Raw genomic sequence first — 18,344 nt, 5'->3', positions numbered from 1 at the left:
CCCCCTTCCGCGCGCGGGAAGGTCCGACGCACTAGCATTGCCGCAGTCCGGGACGGCTCTGCTGAAACGAGGCGAAATGCGTTGGCTCCAGCGACTGCTGGGCGGCGGGCGGGTCCAGCTCGATCCGGAACGGCAGCAGGCTCTGCTCCGCGACGTCCAGCACCGGTACGGCGCCCACGCGCAGCTCCGGTTCCCCGAGCAGGTCCAGGCCGTCGCCGGGATGCTCAACGGCGACGACGACGGCGTGGTGGTGGCGGCCCGGATCGTGAGCCAGGTCGCCGACGAGGCCTACGTGGACCTGCAGGCCCAGGCCCAGGACGTCCACCGACGAACGGGCCGCCGGCTCCTGGTGCACCGCCGCAACTACCGGCCGCTGTGGCTGGAGGCCGGCCGAGCCCTGCGCTGGCCGCTGTTCGCGTTGCCGAGCGGCTTGCACCCGTACGCCCAGGTGGCCGCCGCCGTCGCGGTGCTCGGCCGCCAGGCGGACCGGCTCGACCGGGTGACCGACCCGAATCCTCTCGTGACCCACGTGTTCGAGGTGCTCGACCTCACCACCGCCGGCTGGGAGTACGGCCGGGTGCGGGTGGACACCGACGCCGCCGCCCTCGCCGACGGACTGATCACGAGCGCCGGACAGATCCTCGCGGCCATGGACGACCCGCCCCGGCTGCCACCTCCGGTGCGTGAGCTCATGCGCCGCAACAACACCCTCGACGTGCACGATCCGGCCAGCCCTCGGGTGGTGGGCGGGTTCAACCCCGGCGCGCGGATGCGCGAGCAACTGCTGGCCTGAGGACATCGCGGCGCGGCCTCGCCCGGGCCCGCGCCACCGGGGCCGGGCGAACGCCGATCACCTGTCGGCGCTGGCGCCACTCCGGCCGCAGCGGACGGACGCGCGCGGCCGATCACACATTGACATCCGGCGTCCCTCCACTCCAGACTGGCGCCACAACTCCACCAACGCGCGTGCGTGCGGGGGAAGTCCGGTCGAAGTCCGGCGCTGGCCCGCAACGGTAGGCCGTCGAGATTCACCTCCGACGGCGAGCCCGAATACCCGACGTACACGCAGCATCCGCTCCCCACCCGTCGTGGCCCACGGGTCGGAGTCCCGGTCGACCCCCGCGCTGCGACGGTCGTCCGGGCTTCTGACGACCGCCGGGCCGGAAAGGCGCTTCCGATGGTCGTCCGCCTGAGCCGGCACCGCCTGCTCACCCTGTTCTGCGGTGTGCTCGCCGCCCTCACCCTCGCCACCTTCACCGTTGCCGCACCGGCATCCGCCCACGTCTCCCCCGCCCCGACCGCCGGGATCGGCCGGTCGGAGGCCGCGGCCGGCTGGCTGGCCCGCCAACTCGTCGACGGCGAACGCCTCGAGGTCGTCTTCGACGGTGTCACCTACCCCGACCAGGGCCTCACCCTCGACGCGGTGTTCGCCTTCGCCGCTGCCGGCGTCGCCGACGACTCGGGGGCCCGGGCGCTCGCCTGGGTCACCCGGCCGGACATCCGCGACGCCTACCTCGGCGACGGCACGACCGAGGCGTACGCGGGCGCGACCGCCAAGCTCGCCCTCGCCGTCCAGGTGCGCGGCGGCGACCCCACCGACGTCGGCGGCGTGGACCTGATCGCCCGGCTGCGCTCGCTGCAGGCCCCCACCGGCCGGTTCACCGACCGCTCGGCGTACGGGGACTACAGCAACACCTTCAGCCAGTCCTTCGCCCTGCTCGCCCTGGGCCGCACCGCGCAGGGCACGCCTCCGGCGGCCGCCGCCTGGCTGGCCGCCACCCGCTGCCCGGACGGCGGCTACCCGCTGCTGCCCGCACAGCCGGTCTGCACCTCCGACGTGGACGCCACCGCGCTCGCGGTGCAGGCGCTGCGGGTCACCGGCCGCCCGACCGACGCCACCGCCGGGCTGCGCTGGCTGCTGTCCGTGCAGCGCGCCGACGGCGGTTTCGCCAACGCCGCCGGCATCCCGAACGCCAACAGTACCGGCCTCGCCGCGCAGGCGCTGCGCGACGGCAACCGGCCGCTGGCCTGGGCCCGCGCGCGGGTGTTCCTCGCCGGACTACAGGTCGGCTGCGCCGGGGCGCCGGCCGACCGGGGCGCGGTCGACTTCGACGGCGGCGCCTTCGACCCCGGCACCGCCGCCCGGGCCACCGGCCAGGCCGTCCTCGGCCTGACCGGCATCGGGTACGCCCGGCTGTCCGCGGCCGGCGCCACCCCGGGCGCACCGGTCCCCGCCTGCCCGTGACCCGTCCCGTCGCCCCACCGATTTCAGGAGGAACCGTGTTCCGTCACCGATCCACCGTCCGCACCCGGCTCGCCGGCCTGTTGGCAGCCGCCGTCGCCGCCGTCGCCCTCACCGCCGTCGAACCCGCCCCCCGGGCCGGGTACGCCGCGGCCTGCACCGGCACCTCCGGCGTCACCGTCGTGGTCGACTTCGCCGCGCTCGGCGGTGGCGTCCAGGTCGGTTGTGCTCCGGGCGACCCGGCCACCGGGCTGGCCGCCCTCCAGGGCGCCGGCTTCACGGTGACTGGCACCCAGCGCTGGGGGCTGGCGTTCGTCTGCCGGATCAACGGCAAGCCGACCGCCACGGCCGATCCGTGCGTCAACACCCCGCCCGCCACGGCGTACTGGTCGTACTGGCATGCCCCCGGCGGCGGCGCCTGGTCCTACAGCACGTCCGGCGCGAGCAGCTACAACCCGGCCCCGGGGACCGTCGAGGGCTGGTCGTTCGGCGCGGGCGCCCCGCCGAGCATCGCCGCGCCCTGACCGTAGCCCACACGGGGTGTCACCGTAGTGGTGCACCGGGTGCCGGCCACCTCCCCTGGCGTCGCGCGACGTGCGGGCGGTACGGTGTCGGCACCCGGTGCACGCCGGGCTACAACTGCATACGTCCCGAGTGGGGGGAAGCCGGTGCGAAGCCGGCGCTGACCCGCAACCGTGAGCGAGGCCCCGGCCTCGCGAGCCGGAATGCCTCGCCCGGGACGAGCGGCTTCCACTGTCGAGGTTTACAGGGTGAAGTCCGGGCCACCGAGGTCCGCTCCACCCCGCTCATCGCATCACGCGAGCGGGGTGTCGCTGTCCCCGGGTGCTTTCCGGAGCTTCCACCGACCGCTCTGCGAAAGGCACCCCTCATGTCCCGGTCCCGTTCCCGGCGTCTCGGCGCCGGCGTCGTAGCCGCCACAGCGGCGACGATCGCCGCGCTCACCGCCGTACCCCTGACTGTCGTGGCCGCGCCCGCCCCGGCCCACGCCGCCGCCGCGCGCGACGCCGCCTCCTGGCTGGCCGGCGAGTTTGCCGACGGGGTGCTGCCCGGCCCGTTCGGCGGTCCGGACTGGGGTCTGACCATCGACGGGCTCCTCGCCCTCTCCGCCACCGGGGTGGACGCGCCGGTCCGTCAGGCCGCGACGGCGCAGGTCGCGGCGCACGTGCGGTCCTACAACAGCCTCGACGACTGGGGCATCCCCGGCTTCATCGACGGCGGGTCGACCGCGAAGCTGCTGTACGCCGCCTCCGCCGCCGGAGCCGATCCCACCGACTTCGGCGGCTTCGACCTGCGGACGGAGACCCTGTCGCTGGTCGCCGGGGCGGACGCCGGACACCAGCGGGGGCGGATCACCAGCCGCACCACCGCCGACACCGGTCCGGACGCCAGCAACGCCTTCGACCAGTCCTTCGCCGTGCTCGGCCTGGCTCGCAGCGGCGACGTACCGCAGGACACCGTCGACTTCCTCATCCGCCAGCAGTGCGCGGCCGGTGGGTTCCGGCTCTACCCCGACACCGCCGACGGCCCGTCCCCGTCCTGCGACGAGCAGGCCGGTGCCACCCTCGACGTCGACTCGACCGCGATGGCCGTGCAGGCGCTGCTCGCCGCCGCTGCCGACGGCGCCGCCGGCGCCACCGCGGCGGCCGCCAAGGGCGTGGCCTGGCTGGTGGATCAGCAGCGCGCCGACGGTTCGTTCGGCGGCTCCGGCCCGACCACCGGCGCGAACTCCAACAGCACCGGCCTGGCCGGACAGGCCCTCGCCGCCGCCGGCCGCGACGCCGAGGCCGCGCGGGCCGCCGGCGCGTTGGCCGCACTCCAGCTCACCGCGGCGAACGGCGGCGCGGCCGCCGCCGATGCGGGCGCCGTCGCCTACAACACCGACAGCCTGACGACGGCCGTCGCGTCCGGGATCACCGACACCGACCGGGACCAGTGGCGTCGAGGCACCGCGCAGGCCGTGCTCGGCCTCGTCCAGGTGCCGCTGGGTCGCATCGGCCTCGACCCGCCGCCGTCGTCGCCCGGGCCGACCCCGACCGGCACGGCCCCGCCCACCGCCACCGCCTCCCCCAGCGCCACCACCTCCCCGGTGCCCACCGGGTCACCGACGCCCACCGCGACGGCCGTCCCGACACCGAGCCCGTCCGCGACCACCGTGCCGTCGACCCCGTCCGCCACGGCGTCGACGACCGCCGCCCCGGGCCCGACCCCGACCACCCCGGGCCTGGGCGGGCTGCCGACGACCGGCGCGGCGATCACCAGCTACGTGCTGATCGCGTTGCTGCTGGTCGGCGGCGGGGTGCTGCTCGTCGTCCTCGGCCGTCGGCGGGCGGCGTGACCGTCCGGGCCGCCCGCGCCGTTCTGGTCGTCGCCCTCACCGCCGCCGGCACGATGGTCGGATCGGGCACCCCCGCGAGGGCCGCCGGATCGGCCGGTTACTGCCCCGACGCCTCCGGCGTGACAGTGGTGGTCGACTTCAACGAGCTCGGCGGCGGGACCGTGGTGCGGTGCGCCCGGGGCGAGCAGTCCACCGGGCTGGCGGCGCTCAAGAACGCCGGGTTCCAGATGACCGGCACGCTGCGCTGGGGCGAGGGGTTCGTCTGCCGGATCGAGGGCAAGCCGTCGACGGCGTCCGAGAAGTGCGTCGACACGCCTCCCGCCAGCGCCTACTGGTCGTACTGGCACGCGACCAGCGGCGGCAGCTGGACGTACAGCGACAAGGGTGTGCTCAACCGCAAGCCGCCGGCCGGCAGCTTCGAGGGCTGGTCGTTCTCCCTCAACCGCAACGCCAGCGACGCGCCCCGACCGGGCGCCGCACCGAGGCGTCCCGCGCCACCGCCGCCTCCACCGTCCCCTCGGCCCCCGGCACCGCCCACCCGGGGCGGCCCGGTCGCGCCACCGCCGGCAGGAGACGGTCCACCGGTCGCGCCACCACCCGCCACCGCCGGCCGCCCCGGCGCGGCAGGACCGGTGCCGGGCTCCGCCGGGCCCGCGCCGCTCCCCACCGGTACGCCGACGGCCGGCGGCCCGCTCCCGACAACGGACGCGGGCGTCGCCACGCCACCCGCGAGCGCTGCCGTCAGCCCACCGGCGGGCGGTACCGTCGACCAGCCGGTGGTGACCGAGGTCGCCGCGCCCCGTGCCGCTCGCGGGATCCCGCTGGGGACGGCGGCCGGCGTGCTGCTGCTGGTCGCGCTCGGCGTGGGCGGCCTGCTGGCCGCACGGCGGCGGCGGACCGTCGAGCCGGATGACTGACCCGAGCACCCGCCACGTGGAGAGGCCCGCCGGAGCGGACCGGGCACGGTCGGTGGGACGGGCGACGCGCCTGCCCCGGGCGCTGCACCCCGGCGCATGGTGGCTGTGGGCGCTCGGCCTGGCCACCGCGGCCAGCCACACCACCAACCCGTTGCCGCTGGGCCTGCTCGTCGCCGTCGCCGCGCTGGTGGTCGTCCGGCGGCGGGGAGACGCGCCGTGGGCGCTGGCGTTCCGGATGTACCTGGTGCTCGGCGCGGTGATCGTGGCGATGCGGGTGCTGTTCCGGATCGTGTTCGGCGGCGGGCAGGGCGACCACGTGCTCGTCCGGCTACCCGAGATCCCCCTGCCCGCGTGGGCGGCGGGAATCCGCCTCTTCGGGCCGGTCGCCGCCGAGCAGCTCCTCGGCGGGTTCTACGACGGGCTGAGGCTGGCCACGATGCTGGTCTGCCTGGGCGCGGCGAACGCCCTGGCCAACCCGAAGCGGCTGCTCAAAGCCGTGCCCGGGGCCCTGTACGCGGTGGGCACGGCCGTGGTGGTGGCCCTGTCGGTCGCCCCGCAACTGGTGGAGAGCGTGCTGCGGGTCCGCCGGGCGCGGCGGCTGCGGGGCGCCTCCGGCCGGGGAGTACGGGCGTTGCGGGGCATCGCGCTGCCGGTGCTGGCCGACGCGCTGGACCGGTCGCTGGCACTTGCCGCGGCGATGGACTCCCGGGGCTACGGCCGCACCCCGGCGGTGCCGGCCGGGCAACGCGCCGTCACCGGTGCGCTGGTGCTCGGCGGGCTGGTCGGCGTCTGCGCCGGCACGTACGGGCTGCTCGACGCCACCGGCCCCGCGTACCTGGGTCTGCCGATGCTCCTCGTCGGCCTGTCGACCGCCGTGGCCGGCATGCTGCTGGCCGGCCGTCGGGTGCGGCGCAGCCGCTACCGGCCGGACCGCTGGCGGAGCGCGGAACTGCTCGTGGCCGGCTGCGGGGTGGGCGCCGCCGCGCTGACGGTGCTGGCCGGTTCGGTCGATCCGGAGCTTCTCTACCCGCCGGTGAGCCCCCTCACCTGGCCCGAGCTGACGCCGCTGACGCTGCTCGCCGTCGTGGTCGCGGCGGCGCCGGCCTGGTTGGCGCCGCCTCCCGCGCTCGCGCGGACGTCCGCCGCGCGCACCGCCGGCACGCCGACCGCACCCCGCGGTCCGGTCGACGCCGCGCCGGCGGACGGAGCGGGTCGGCTGGCGTCGTCGTCCCCCGCACCGGGAGGCCCTTCGTGATCGACTTCGACCGGGTGACCGTCCGCTACGCCGGGAGCGACCGCCCGACCCTGCGGGACGTGACGCTGCGCATCGACGAGGGCGAGCTCTGCCTGGTCGTCGGTCGCACCGGCACGGGCAAGTCCACGCTGCTGCGGGCGATCAACGGGCTGGTGCCGCACTTCACCGGCGGCACCCTGCACGGCAGCGTGACGGTCGACGGCCGGGACACCCGCCGTCATCCGCCGCGCGACCTCGCCGACGTCGTCGGCGTGGTCGGGCAGGATCCGCTGTCCGGGTTCGTCACCGACACCGTCGAGGAGGAGCTCGCCTACGGGATGGAGCAGCTCGCCCTGCCGGCGCCGGTGATGCGCAAACGGGTCGAGGAGACCCTCGACCTGCTGGGCATCGCCGAGCTTCGCGACCGGCCGCTGCGGACGCTGTCCGGCGGGCAGCAGCAGCGCGTCGCCATCGGGTCGGTCCTCACCGCCCACCCGCGGGTGCTGGTGCTCGACGAGCCCACCTCCGCGCTGGACCCCACCGCGGCGGAGGACGTGCTCGCCGTGGTGACCCGGCTGGTGCACGACCTCGGCGTGACGGTGGTGCTGGCCGAGCACCGGCTGGAACGGGTCGTGCAGTACGCCGACCGGCTGCTCTACCTGCCGGGCGACGGTCGGGTGGTGGACGGGGAGCCGGCCGCCGTGCTCGCCGACGTCGACATCGCACCGCCGCTGGTCGAGCTGGGCCGTCTCGCCGGCTGGACGCCGCTGCCGCTGTCCGTACGCGATGCCCGCCGGCGCGCGGCCGCCCTGCGCCACCGGCTCGCCGACGCCGCCGTGCCGGCCGCGGCGACGGTCCCGGACGCGCCCCCCGTCCTGACGGCCCGCGACGTCGTCGTGCGCTACCCGGGGACGGTCGCCGTGGCCGGCGTCGACCTGGAGCTGTCTCCCGGGCGGATCGTGGCGTTGATGGGGCGCAACGGCTCGGGCAAGTCGAGCCTGCTCTGGGCGGTGCAGGGCAGCGGCCCCCGCCAGGGCGGCACCGTCGCCGTCGTCGGCGCGCAGGGCACCGTCGACCCGAAGGCCCTGCCGCCGGCCCGGGCCCGCCGGCATGTCGGTCTGGTCCCGCAGACCCCCGGTGACCTGCTGTACCTGGAGACGGTGGAGGCCGAGTGCGACCAGGCCGACCGGGAGACCGGAGCACCGGCCGGCACCTGTCGGGCGATGCTCGACCAGCTCACCCCGGGGCTGCCCGCCGACCGGCACCCACGTGACCTCTCCGAGGGGCAGCGGCTCGCGCTCGCGCTCGCCGTCCAGCTCACCGCCGCCCCGCCGGTGGTCCTGCTCGACGAGCCGACCCGCGGCCTGGACTACCGCGCCAAGCGGCAGTTCACCGCCGTCGTCCGACGGCTGGCCGCCGACGGCCGGGCGGTGCTGATCGCGACGCACGACGTCGAGCTCGTCGCGGCCCTCGCCGACCAGGTCGTGGTGATGGCCGAGGGGGACATCGTCGCGGCCGGCACCACGGCGGAGGTCATGCTCGCCTCGCCGGCGTTCGCCCCGCAGGTGGCCAAGGTCCTCGCCCCCGCGCCGTGGCTGACCGTGGAGCAGGTCGCGGCCGCACTGGCCACGACCGAGGAGCCGGGGTGAGCGTGCTGCGGGTCGCCCCGCGTACCGCCGTCGTGCTGGTTCTGGCCTCGGCCGCCGCACTGGCGACCTTCACCTGGCCGTTCTTCGTTCCCGCCCAACCCGAGAGCACCGCCCGCACGGGCGAGGCGCCGCTGGTGTTCCTCGTGGTGCTGCCGGTCCTCGTGGCGCTGGTGCTGGCCGAGCTCAGCTCCGGAGGCATCGACAGCAAGGCGTTGGCGATGCTCGGGGTGCTCGCGGCCGTCAACGCCGCGCTGCGCCCGCTCGGCGCCGGCACTGCGGGCATCGAGACGGTGTTCTTCCTCCTCGTACTCGCCGGCCGGGTGTTCGGGCCCGGATTCGGCTTCCTGCTCGGCTCGACGTCGCTGTTCGCCTCCGCGCTGCTCACCGCGGGGGTCGGGCCGTGGCTGCCGTTCCAGATGCTGGCAGCGTCCTGGATCGGTCTCGGCGCCGGCCTGCTACCGGCGAGGCTGCGGGGCCGGGCCGAGATCGCTGCCCTGGCCGGCTACGGCGTCCTCGCGGCCTACGGCTACGGACTGTTGATGAACCTGTGGTTCTGGCCGTTCAGCATCGGCGCGGACACCCAGCTCTCCTACGTCGCCGGAGCGCCGCTGCTGGAGAACCTGCACCGCTTCGCCGTCTTCACGGCGGTCACCTCCACCTTCGGCTGGGACACCGGACGCGCGATCACCACCGCCGTGGCGATCGTCCTCGCCGGCCCCGCGGTGCTCGCCGCGCTGCGCCGCGCCGCCCGGCGGGCCGCGTTCGACGCACCGGTCACCTTCGCCGCGCCCGAACCACAGCCGGATCCACCCCGCACGGGTGGGGACGACCGGGCCGGTCCGTTCCGGCCGGTGGCCGGAGCCGCAACCACCGACCCACCGGGCGACGTCGCCTGATCTGGCCCTAGACCGCGCGGGCCACGCAGATCCTGGCGTCGAGGCGGGGCCCGGCCTCGTAGAGCATGTACTCCACGCCGCCGTCGGTGCCGAACGTCGGCGACGCCACCCGGCCGTTGTCCGACGCGATCGGCCGGTGGAACACGCCGAGGTGGACCTCCCCGTCGAAGTTGTTGCCGACCTCGGTCAGGTACATGTTGCCGCTGCTGCCGTGGTACGCCACGTACGCGGTGCCGTTGCGCTTCACCAGGTGCGGCGCGGAGATGTCGGTGAGCCCGTCGCCCGACGGCGACACCAGCGGGTTCGGGGAGAACTGCCAGCCGCTCCACCCGTTCGGCGACCAGCCCCAGAAGATCTTGCGGGTGCCCGGCCGGATCGTGTGGGCGCCCATGAACACCATCACGTAGCGGTTTCCCTTGCCGGCCACCGAGTGCTCGAAGACCCGCGCGTACGAGGTCTCGGTCGTGTTGGGCACCAGGTTCGTCGACAGGATCGGCGTCTCGTCGGTGAAGCGGACGCCGTCGGCCGAGCGGGCGACCCGGGTCGTGTGGTTCTCGCCGTGGAAGTACAGGTAGAACTGCCGGGTCGGCGCGTCCCACACGACGTGCGGCGACGACACGTGGCTCACCGTCGTGGACGGCAGCACCCGGTCGACGACGGGATTGTTGGCGTACTCGGTGTAGGGGCCCTCGAGCCGGTTGGCGTAGGCGAGGCAGATCCCGCCGGGCGCGTCGTGCGGCGCGTAGTAGAGGTAGTAGCGGCCGAGGGCGCCGCTGATCTTGTCGTAGACCCCGCGCACGCAGGGGAAGATGAACTCGCCGGTCGGGTTGTAACGCAACGGCCTGTCGAACGCGTCGCGCACGTACCGGTAGTTGGGGAAGCCGGCCGGTGCGGCGAGCGCCGGCGTGGAGGCCGTGACGAGGCCGGCGCCGGTGGTCGCGGTCGCGAGGCCGGCGACCGCCGCGCCACGCAGCAGGGTGCGTCGGGAGAAGGAGCCTTCCGGGGTACGCGGCATCGCGTTCCCTCCGTTCGTGGGGCGCGCCGACGGGCGCAGGGGGTGCGGGCAGGCGTCACTCGACCCCGCGCGGAGCGACCGGACGGTGTGGACGCTCGGCGCGGAACGGGTTCGTCGATCGATGAGTCTGCGCGCGCCGTCTCGGCGGCGTCAAGATGCTAATACGAATTAGCAAGCGCTCCGGCGGGTCTTGGCCGGGCCGGCCGGCTCGGTCACCTGACGGGAGACCCGCCGTCGACCGGGATGGTGTGGCCGTGGATGAAGGAGGCGTCGTCGCTCGCGAGGAAACAGACCGCCCGGGCCACCTCGTGGGGTTCGCCGTACCGGCCCGCGGGGGCCTGCATGGTCAGGTCGTAGAACGGGAAGTCGCTGGTGATCTCCGCGCCCTCGAACGCTGCCGTCTTGATCACGCCGGGCCCGATGCCCACGGCGCGGATGCCCCGGTGGCCGTAGTCGTAGGCGATCTGCTTGGTCAGCCCGATGACGCCGTGCTTGGCCGTGGTGTATTCGGCCCCGACCTCGCTGGCGACCAGACCGGAGGCGGAGGAAACGTTGATCACGACGCCGCTGCCGCGCTCCAGCATGTGGGGAAGCACGGCCTTCGTCGCGAGGAAGACGCCCTTGAGGTCGACGGCCATGACGCGCTCCCACTGGCTGGTCTCGATCTCGAGCAGCGGGAGGTAGGCGCCGAACACGCCGGCGTTGTTCACCAGCACGTCGACGTGGCCGTACGCGTCGACGGCGGCCCTCACCATGGCGTCGACCGAAGCCTCGTCGGTGACGTCCGCCGCCACCCCGGTCGCGTCTCCCCCGGCGTCACGAATCCGCTCGACCGTCGCGTTGGCGCGTTCCAGGGAGAGGTCGGACACGACGATCTTCGCCCCTTCCTGGGCGAGTTCCACGCACATGGATTGGCCGAGACCGGAACCGACCTGCTCGGGGCTGTATCCGCCCCCCGTGACGAGCACGACCTTGTCCGTGAGTCCACGCACGACCCGTCCCCCGTCCGTTTTCGACCATGCGGGTTCAATCTAGTCCCGCGTCACGGACGCCCACCGGGTTTCCCCGATGTGCCCGAGGATCGCCCGGCGGGCGGGTCGTGGACGTGAGAGTTGCCACGCGTGCGTTCCCCTCGCCCGAGAGCCCCGGCACCCGCCCGGGTTCGGACGGGTGCCGGGGCTCTCGGCCAGGTGGCGTAGGTGGCGACCGGACCACCCGCCGCCACCGGCCCGGGTTCCCGCAGGTCAGCCGAGCGGCGGGGCGGTCCAGGAGGAGCGGATCAGCTCCCGCTCGGCGGCGGCGAGGTGGGCGGTCGCGGCGAGCCAGGCCCACGCGTACCGGTCCGGGTCGGGATCGGTACGCCGGCCGAACGCGTCCCGGCCGCGCCGGTCGGACTCGTCGGCCAGGGCGGTGGTGAGGGCGGCGGCGGTGGTGAAGCCGGCGCGGCGCAGCGGGCCAGCCAGGCCGGTGCCGTCGCCGCGGGCCGCCTCGGCGACGGCGCGGCGACCGCCCGAGACGGCCAGCTCCACCAGCCGGCGGACCCGCCACAGCGGGGACTCCGCCACCGCGTCGGCGCCCATGGCCAGGACGGGTCCGGCCGTCTCCGCCGGGTCGCGCGGTGGCAGGTGGCCGCCCTGGAGCTCGTCGTAGCCGAGGTCCGCCCGGCCGTGCCAGTCCGTTGGCAGTCGCAGCGTGGCGGCGGCACCGGGCACCGGGCCGACCGCGAGCGGTCGCAGCGTGCTGGCCCGGTCCGGGTCCAGCCGGCCGACCACCCGGACCCGCAGGCCGGGCCGGGAGGCGAGCCGCCGCAGGTTGGCCACGTGGGCCAGCATCGGGTGGGCGTCGACCGGCACCAGCCGGATCAGCGGCCCGTCCGGCACCGGCGCCCGCTCGCCTCCTTCGTCGGTGGCGGGGGCCAGCTCGCGGGCCAGCACCTGGTCACCGACGGCGCCCACCACCATCAGGTCACCGCCGAACAGCGCGGTCCCCGCCCGGGCCGGGTCCTCCGGGTCGTCGGTGGCGAGTTGCGCGGTCACCACCTCGGCGAGCGGGCGGGCGAACAGTCGCGCCAGCGGCCCGGTGGACCAGTCGGCCCCGGCGAGCGGGGTGGCGCGGACCCCCTTACCGGCGCCGAGCCGGCCGTCCGGGGAGACGGTGGTGCCGGTGATCCGCAGGCCGCCACGGGCCAGTACCGCGTGGTTGACCGCGACCGCGCCCATCTCGGTGACCGCCCGGGCGCAGTCGCGTGCCCGGTCCGGGCCGCCCGGTTTCACGTCGCCGAAGGAGAGCTGTCGCCCGTCGGCGGCGACCAGGTGGGTGACCACCCCGGCGTACCCGGTCGCGCTGATCACCGGTTCCCGGCAGACGCCGTGCACCTCCAGGGTGCCGTCCGGCTGGTAGGCCCGCCGCAGGACGCCGACCAGCGCCGGGTCGGCGTCGCCGGCGGCCAGCCGGCCCGCGACGTACAGCAGGTCGTGCAGCACCTCGACCAGCTCGGCCAACCGGTGGCCGTTCTGCCGTCCCCGGTGTGCGCGCAGCCCACGTACCGTGCGCAGCGCGGCGCTCTCGGCCCGCGGCAGACCGGCCAGGCGGGCGCCGTGGGCGGCCCGCAGCAGTTCGGCCTGGGGCACCGCCCCGGCCGCCGGCACGCCGGCCGCGAGCACCGCGGCGGCCGCCCGCCACAGCGCGCCGGCCGCGGCCCGCTGCGCCTTCGTCGGCGCCGCGCCAGCCGACTTCCTGGTACGCGCGGTGCGGCCGGTCCTGCCGGACGCCGTACCGGCGCTGTCCGGCGTCGGGGACGCCGCGGCGGTGGACGCCGGATCGGGGTGGGCGGCCGGGTCGGCGACGGGGCAGGCGAGCAGGACGGCGGTGCGGTGCAGGCAGCGGGGCGCCAGCAGGCAGCTGCACCGCGCCTGGTCCGGGTCGATGACCGCGCCCGTCGCTCCGAGCGTCAGGGTGACCAGCGACTCCGGGCCGCAGTCGACCGACACGCCGCCGTCGACCGGGCCGACCGGTACGCCGGCCAGCCGTTCGACGGCGGCGTCCAGTCGCCGGTGCAGCCGGGGCGGCAGGGCCGCCACCGCCGCGGCGGCGACCGCCGGCAGCACCGGCGGCAACCGGTCGGTGTCCACGGCGGTGGCTGTGCGGTCCGTCAACGTGATCCTCCGCGGATGCGGTCGCCCACCCAGCGGGCGAGTTCGAGCGGGCTGAGAGCGGCGACCGGCATCCCGGCCGCGACGAGCTGCTCGGCGACCGGCACCGAGTAGCAGGGCGCTCCCCTGTCGTTCAGCGCGGCGCAGCCGAGCAGGTGCACGCCGGAGTTGACAAGCGTGCGGACCTCGCCGAGCAGCCCGGCGAGCGCATACCCCTCCTCGAAGTCGCTGACCACCGCGACGATGGTGCGGCTCGGCACGGTCACCAGCGAGCGGGCGGCGGCCAGCCCGGCGGCGATGTGCGTACCGCCGCCGACGCGCACCTCCAGCAGCAGCGACAGCGGGTCGTCGACCCGGTCGGTCAGGTCGACCACCTCGGTGGAGAAGGCGAGGAAGTGGGTGGACAGGGTGGGCACCCCGGCCAGTACGGCGGCGGTCAACGCCGACCACACCACCGACGCCTCCATCGAGCCGGACACGTCGACCACCAGCACCAGCCGCCAGTCGGCCTCCTTGCGGGTGCGGCTGTTGAAGACCGGGCGTTGCGGCACCACCACCGTCCGGCCGTCGCCGAGCCGCTGGGTGTGCGCCAGGTTCGCGCGCAGCGTACGGGCCAGGTTGATCCGGCCACCGGGACGGCTGGTCGGACGCGGGTTGGTCAGCCCGGTCAGCGCCGGACGCACCTGGGTGGCGAGCTGCCTGGTCAGCTCCTCGACCAGCCGCCGCACCAGTGGCCGCAGCTTGGCCAACTGCCCCTCGGGCAGGCCGCCGGCCAGCGACAGCACCGAGGTCAGCAGCTCCATCGAGGGGCGTACGGCGGCCGAGTCGAGTTCGGTGAGCACGTCGGTACGGCCGCTCTCGGCCGCCCGGGCGATGACCTCCTCGCGTACGGCGGTGCCGAACAGCGCCTCGAGTTCGTCGGCCCACTCGCGGGCGGTCGGGAAGGAGGCATCCTGGCCGCCGCCGACCCCCTGACCGAGGTCGGTGGCGCCCTCGCCCTGGCCCGCCCCGTACAGCTCGTCCAGGGCGCGGGCGTAGCGGCGGGCGTCGGCCGGCAACCGGTCGGGCTGGCGGCCGAGCAGCAGCCGCCACCGGTCGCTGGCGGTGAGCCGGGCGTCCGGGGTGTCCGGCCCGGGCGGAGCGCCGGCATCGGCGTCGACCTCGGTGGGGCCGGTCGGCGTGCCCGGGACGGGGAGGTGGCGGGCGAGCAGGGCGGCCCGCCCGGCCGCGTCGGCGGCGGCCCAGCGGGCCAGCAGCTCCGGCGGGGCGGACAGGCTCAGGTCGAGCCGGTCACCCAGCCGTTCGGTGACGGTGTGCAGCAGCCGGTCCCGGGCCGCCGGGGTGAGCACGTCGAACCCGCCGCGCAGCGCGGGCAGCCGGTCCAGGAAGTCGGCGTCGGGGAGCCGCTCGATCCGTTCCAGCAGCGGATCCAGCGCGGCCGGGGCGGACTGCAACAGCGGGTGCGCCCCGGTGAGCAGGCCGCCGAGCAGCCGGTGCAGGTGCCGTCGGGTGTCCGGTCCGGTCGCCGCGTCGATCCAGCCGGCCACCCGGGTGCCCAGGGTCTCCAGGTCGGTCAGGTCGAGCAGCACCCGCGCGGCCAGGGCGGCGCCCTGGATCAGCGGCGAGCCTGCGCGGGCCAGGTGGTCGAGGGCCTCGTCGAGGCGCAGCCCGATGCGGTCCTCGCCGGCCCGGACCGCGAGGTCGACGAGCGCAGCGGCGTCGGCCGGGGTGTCGCTGCCGGCCAGGCCGGGCAGCCCGCGTACCGCCGCGTCCAGCAGCACGACGGCCAGCTCGGCCGCCCGGGCCCGGCCGTCGGCGGTGGTGCCGGGCAGGTGCTCGCGGCGTAGCGCCTCCAGCAGGTCCAGTGCGGCCAGCAGCTCGGGCAGCGTGCCGGTGCCCGGCAGCACCGTGGCGGCCAGGTCGAGCCGGTCGGTGACCAGCTCCGGCAGGTCGCACCGGGCGGCGTCGCGCAGCCCGGTGAGCAGCTGCGCGGCGGTGGGGCCACCGTCGGCGGCCTCCCGGCGGAACCGCTCCCGCAGGGTGCCGGCCGCGGCCAGCGCGGCGGTCACCCCGCGTACGCCGACCAGGTCCAGCCGGGCCGCCACGGACGGTGTCCAGGCCAGCTGCCAGCGGGTGGTCAGGGCGGCGCCGTCGCCGGTGCCGGAGACCGCGACGGGCTCGCCGTAGCCGACGCCGCAGACCTGGAGGCGTTGCAGCAGGATCTCCCGCCGCCCGTCCAGCTCGGTGCGCAGCGGATCCAGCCGGACCTCGCGGGCCTTGGGGCTGCCCGGGTCGGGCAGCCGCAGCGTGGCGAGTTCCGCCTCGACCGCCGGGCCGAGCCCGGAGCGCGGCGTGCCGGGGGCGATGCGGCCCCGTTCGGCGCCGACCAGCACGTTCTCCAGGGCCCTCGCCAGCGCCCGGCCCCGGCCGAGCAGCTCACCCTGGCCGAGCACGGTGGTCACCGCCTCCAGCACCTCGCCCCGGCCGGGGGCGGGCAGGTTCCGCAGCCGGGCCAGGTCGTCGGCGAGCCGTACCGTCTCGGTGGCCTCGCCGGTGCCGGCGGTGTGACCGGCCGCGCGGAGGTCCCGGCACACGTCGGTGACCGCCCGGGCGGCGGCGGCCCGGATCCGTTCCGGGTCGCCGGCGGCGGCGAGGACGGACTGCTGCCAGCGCGGGTCGCGGATCCCGGCCGGGTAGCCGGAGCGGGAGTCGAGCAGGTCGAACGCGTACGGCACCAGCGAGGTGACCGCCGTGCCGCCGCCGTCGGTGGCGGCCGGTCCGGGCGGGGTCGTCACGGACCGGACCGGATCGGCCGGGGCGGTACCGGGCCGGGTGGACGCGGCGGCGTCGGCGGTCGACGGGGCGGCGACCAGGGCCGGGGCGTGGAAGGCGCCGACGACGGCGGCGACCCGCCGGCCGTCGACGCCGGCCTCGGCCAGCACCCGGCGCATGTGCCGCTCGCGGGCCAGGTCCCGGGCCGGTACGCCGTCGCGGTGGGCGCTGTCGGTGCGCATCGCCCAGCCGACGCCGAGCGCGGCCCGGCGGACCGCCTCGGGCGGGCAGCCCGGGGCGCGCACCTCGACCACCCGGTCCCACAGGTCGTCGCCGTCGCGGCCGGTGCCGCTGGCGCTGAGCGCGGCGGCGTAGGACCGGCGCAGGCCGGGCACCGGCTCCCCCGCGTCCGGTGCGGGCTCGGCACCGGCAGTCGGGTCGGGGTCGGGGTCGGCGGCGCTCCAGCCGGGGTCGGCCAGCGGCAGGTCGCAGCAGAGCACCTCCACGCCGTGCCGCCGGGCCCAGCGGATCGCGGCCAGTTCCGGGGAGAAGTCGGCGAACGGGTAGAAGCCCATCGGCCCGTCCGCGCCGTGGCTGCCGACCAGGGCCAGCGGGGCCCGGGCGGCCGGATCGGACAGGTGCGGCAGCCAGCGCTGGAAGTCGGCCGGCAGCTCGATGCAGACCACCTCGGCCCCGGCGGCGTCCAGCAGCGCCGGCACCACCGCCGCCAGCGCCGGGCTGTGGTGCCGCACCCCGATCAGGTACGGCCGCACCGAAGCGGCGAGCGCGTCGACCACGGCGCGCGGATCGGCCGACGTCGCATCGGCCCTCGCCGGTTCGGCGGCCGGCGTGGCCGCAGTCGTGCTGGAGAGAGTCGTCACCGCAGGCTCTCCCGCAGGTCCCAGAGCCGGCGCCACATCGCCGAGCCGTCCTCGGCGCGGCGACGGACCGGCCCGTCCCAGTAGCCGAGCAGCCGGGCGTGGTCGTTCTGGTCGTCCTTGCGGACCACGCCGAGCAGGTGCCCGGGCACCAGGTCGAGCGCCTCCCCGCCGGGCAGGTACGCGGCGGCCAGGCCGAGCGACACCGCCACCTGCACCGCCTCGGCGGTGGACATCACCGTGCCGGGCCGTTCCACGTCCCAGCCCTCGCCCGACCGGCCGGAACGCAGGTCGCGGAACACGGTGACCAGGGCGTCCAGCACCGCGTCGTCCACCGTGTACGCCGCGCCGGCGCGCTGCACGGCGGCGGTGGCCTGCTGGCGGACCAGGTCGGTCTCGACGTCCGCGTCCGAGATCGGGTGGATGGTCTCGAAGTTGAACCGGCGCTTGAGGGCCGAGGACATCTCCGACACGCCCCGGTCCCGGAGGTTGGCGGTGGCGATCACGGTGAACCCCGGCACGGCGCGGATCAGCCCGTCCTCCGTGCCGGACAGCTCCGGCACGTTCATCCGCCGGTCGGACAGGATGGACACCAGCGCGTCCTGCACCTCGGGCAGGCAGCGGGTGACCTCCTCGATCCGGACCACCCGGCCGGTGCGCATCGCGGTCAGCACCGGCGAGTCGACGAGCGCCTGCGGGGTCGGCCCCTGGGCGAGCAGCAGGGCGTAGTTCCAGCCGTAACGGAAGGCGTCCTCGGTGGTGCCGGCGGTGCCCTGCACGGTCAGCGCGCTGGTGCCGCAGACGGCGGCGGCCAGCAACTCGGAGAGCATGGACTTGGCGGTGCCGGGCTCGCCGACCAGCAGCAGGCCCCGTTCGCCGGCCAGGGTGACCACGCACCGCTCGACCAGGCTCCGCTCGCCGACGAACTTCGCCGGGATGGTCATGCTCGCCGGCAGGTCGGTGCCGTCCGGGCCGGTGCGCCGCTCGGCGGGCAGCTTCAACGCCTCGCCGTCGCTGCCCTGGATGAAGGTGACCACGGCGCGCGGGGTCAGCGCCCAGCCCGGCGGCCGGGCCCCGTCGTCGTACGCGGCCAGGAAGGCCAGCTCGTCGGCGTACCGTTGCTCGGCCGAGAGGACCTGAGCGGCGTTCTCCGGCGCCTCGGAGGGGCGGACGTCTTCCGTCACGGTCACGGGTGTTCCTCGATCTCTCTCTTGGGGTGTTTCGGGACAGGGG

General features: G+C 76.1%; 13 protein-coding genes and 1 riboswitch. Of the genes, 8 read left to right on the top strand and 5 right to left on the bottom strand.

Annotated features, from left to right (window positions below):
• The first annotated feature begins 76 nt into the window (after positions 1 to 76).
• The 8 genes from ACN27A_RS02530 to ACN27A_RS02495 all read left to right on the top strand — a co-directional run bounded on the left by ACN27A_RS02530 (position 77) and on the right by ACN27A_RS02495 (position 9,294).
• On the top strand, positions 77 to 793 hold the full coding sequence (locus tag ACN27A_RS02530; protein ID WP_421449496.1) for a hypothetical protein: 717 nt from the start codon (positions 77 to 79) through the stop codon (positions 791 to 793).
• Between the two features lie 384 nt (positions 794 to 1,177).
• Positions 1,178 to 2,245 (top strand): peptidase, encoded by a 1,068-nt coding sequence (locus ACN27A_RS02525; RefSeq protein WP_421449494.1) that lies wholly within the window; start codon positions 1,178 to 1,180, stop codon positions 2,243 to 2,245.
• Between the two features lie 35 nt (positions 2,246 to 2,280).
• Positions 2,281 to 2,766: a hypothetical protein gene (locus ACN27A_RS02520; protein ID WP_421449492.1), complete on the top strand. Its 486-nt coding sequence runs from the start codon at positions 2,281 to 2,283 to the stop codon at positions 2,764 to 2,766.
• Between the two features lie 111 nt (positions 2,767 to 2,877).
• A riboswitch (cobalamin riboswitch) is annotated at positions 2,878 to 2,994 on the top strand.
• Between the two features lie 137 nt (positions 2,995 to 3,131).
• On the top strand, positions 3,132 to 4,598 hold the full coding sequence (locus ACN27A_RS02515) for a cell wall anchor protein (RefSeq protein ID WP_421449491.1): 1,467 nt from the start codon (positions 3,132 to 3,134) through the stop codon (positions 4,596 to 4,598).
• Complete coding sequence (locus ACN27A_RS02510) at positions 4,595 to 5,515, top strand: hypothetical protein (protein WP_421449489.1); 921 nt, start codon at positions 4,595 to 4,597, stop codon at positions 5,513 to 5,515. Before ACN27A_RS02515 ends, ACN27A_RS02510 begins: the two co-directional genes overlap by 4 nt.
• Positions 5,508 to 6,770: a CbiQ family ECF transporter T component gene (locus ACN27A_RS02505; RefSeq protein WP_421449488.1), complete on the top strand. Its 1,263-nt coding sequence runs from the start codon at positions 5,508 to 5,510 to the stop codon at positions 6,768 to 6,770. Before ACN27A_RS02510 ends, ACN27A_RS02505 begins: the two co-directional genes overlap by 8 nt.
• Positions 6,767 to 8,398, top strand: a complete 1,632-nt coding sequence (locus tag ACN27A_RS02500) for an ABC transporter ATP-binding protein (protein WP_421449486.1) — start codon at positions 6,767 to 6,769, stop codon at positions 8,396 to 8,398. The genes ACN27A_RS02505 and ACN27A_RS02500 overlap by 4 nt, the downstream gene beginning before the upstream one ends.
• Positions 8,395 to 9,294 carry an ECF transporter S component gene (locus ACN27A_RS02495; RefSeq protein ID WP_421449484.1) on the top strand — a complete coding sequence of 300 codons (900 nt, stop codon included), beginning with the start codon at positions 8,395 to 8,397 and terminating at the stop codon, positions 9,292 to 9,294. Before ACN27A_RS02500 ends, ACN27A_RS02495 begins: the two co-directional genes overlap by 4 nt.
• Before the next feature lie 7 nt (positions 9,295 to 9,301).
• Here ACN27A_RS02495 and ACN27A_RS02490 read toward each other — a convergent pair whose 3' ends face one another.
• The 5 genes from ACN27A_RS02490 to ACN27A_RS02470 all read right to left on the bottom strand — a co-directional run bounded on the left by ACN27A_RS02490 (position 9,302) and on the right by ACN27A_RS02470 (position 18,301).
• Entirely contained in the window at positions 9,302 to 10,309 is a 1,008-nt protein-coding gene (locus tag ACN27A_RS02490; protein WP_421449482.1) for a hypothetical protein, read from the bottom strand.
• A gap of 212 nt (positions 10,310 to 10,521) precedes the next feature.
• Entirely contained in the window at positions 10,522 to 11,301 is a 780-nt protein-coding gene (locus tag ACN27A_RS02485) for an SDR family NAD(P)-dependent oxidoreductase (protein WP_421449480.1), read from the bottom strand.
• 252 nt (positions 11,302 to 11,553) lie between these two features.
• Positions 11,554 to 13,464 carry a hypothetical protein gene (locus tag ACN27A_RS02480; protein WP_421449478.1) on the bottom strand — a complete coding sequence of 637 codons (1,911 nt, stop codon included), beginning with the start codon at positions 13,462 to 13,464 and terminating at the stop codon, positions 11,554 to 11,556.
• Positions 13,461 to 17,114 (bottom strand): DUF5682 family protein, encoded by a 3,654-nt coding sequence (locus ACN27A_RS02475; RefSeq protein ID WP_421449476.1) that lies wholly within the window; start codon positions 17,112 to 17,114, stop codon positions 13,461 to 13,463. The genes ACN27A_RS02480 and ACN27A_RS02475 overlap by 4 nt, the downstream gene beginning before the upstream one ends.
• Positions 17,111 to 18,301 carry an ATP-binding protein gene (locus ACN27A_RS02470; protein ID WP_421449475.1) on the bottom strand — a complete coding sequence of 397 codons (1,191 nt, stop codon included), beginning with the start codon at positions 18,299 to 18,301 and terminating at the stop codon, positions 17,111 to 17,113. Before ACN27A_RS02470 ends, ACN27A_RS02475 begins: the two co-directional genes overlap by 4 nt.
• Between the last annotated feature and the right edge of the window lie 43 nt (positions 18,302 to 18,344).

It is taken from the genome of Micromonospora sp. WMMD737 (assembly GCF_049179055.1).
GTDB classification, from domain to species: domain Bacteria; phylum Actinomycetota; class Actinomycetes; order Mycobacteriales; family Micromonosporaceae; genus Micromonospora; species Micromonospora reichwaldensis.
The sequence above is the reverse complement of the archived record's forward strand: the minus strand, read 5'-3'. Positions and strand labels throughout refer to the sequence as shown.

What these genes read in the sequence shown, in the direction of transcription:
- ACN27A_RS02515 (WP_421449491.1), top strand. Translation starts at nt 3,132, where the DNA reads ATGTCCCGGTCCCGTTCCCGGCGTCTCGGCGCCGGCGTCGTAGCCGCC.
- ACN27A_RS02530 (WP_421449496.1), top strand. Translation starts at nt 77, where the DNA reads ATGCGTTGGCTCCAGCGACTGCTGGGCGGCGGGCGGGTCCAGCTCGAT.
- ACN27A_RS02525 (WP_421449494.1), top strand. Translation starts at nt 1,178, where the DNA reads ATGGTCGTCCGCCTGAGCCGGCACCGCCTGCTCACCCTGTTCTGCGGT.
- ACN27A_RS02505 (WP_421449488.1), top strand. Translation starts at nt 5,508, where the DNA reads ATGACTGACCCGAGCACCCGCCACGTGGAGAGGCCCGCCGGAGCGGAC.
- ACN27A_RS02490 (WP_421449482.1), bottom strand. Translation starts at nt 10,309, where the DNA reads ATGCCGCGTACCCCGGAAGGCTCCTTCTCCCGACGCACCCTGCTGCGT.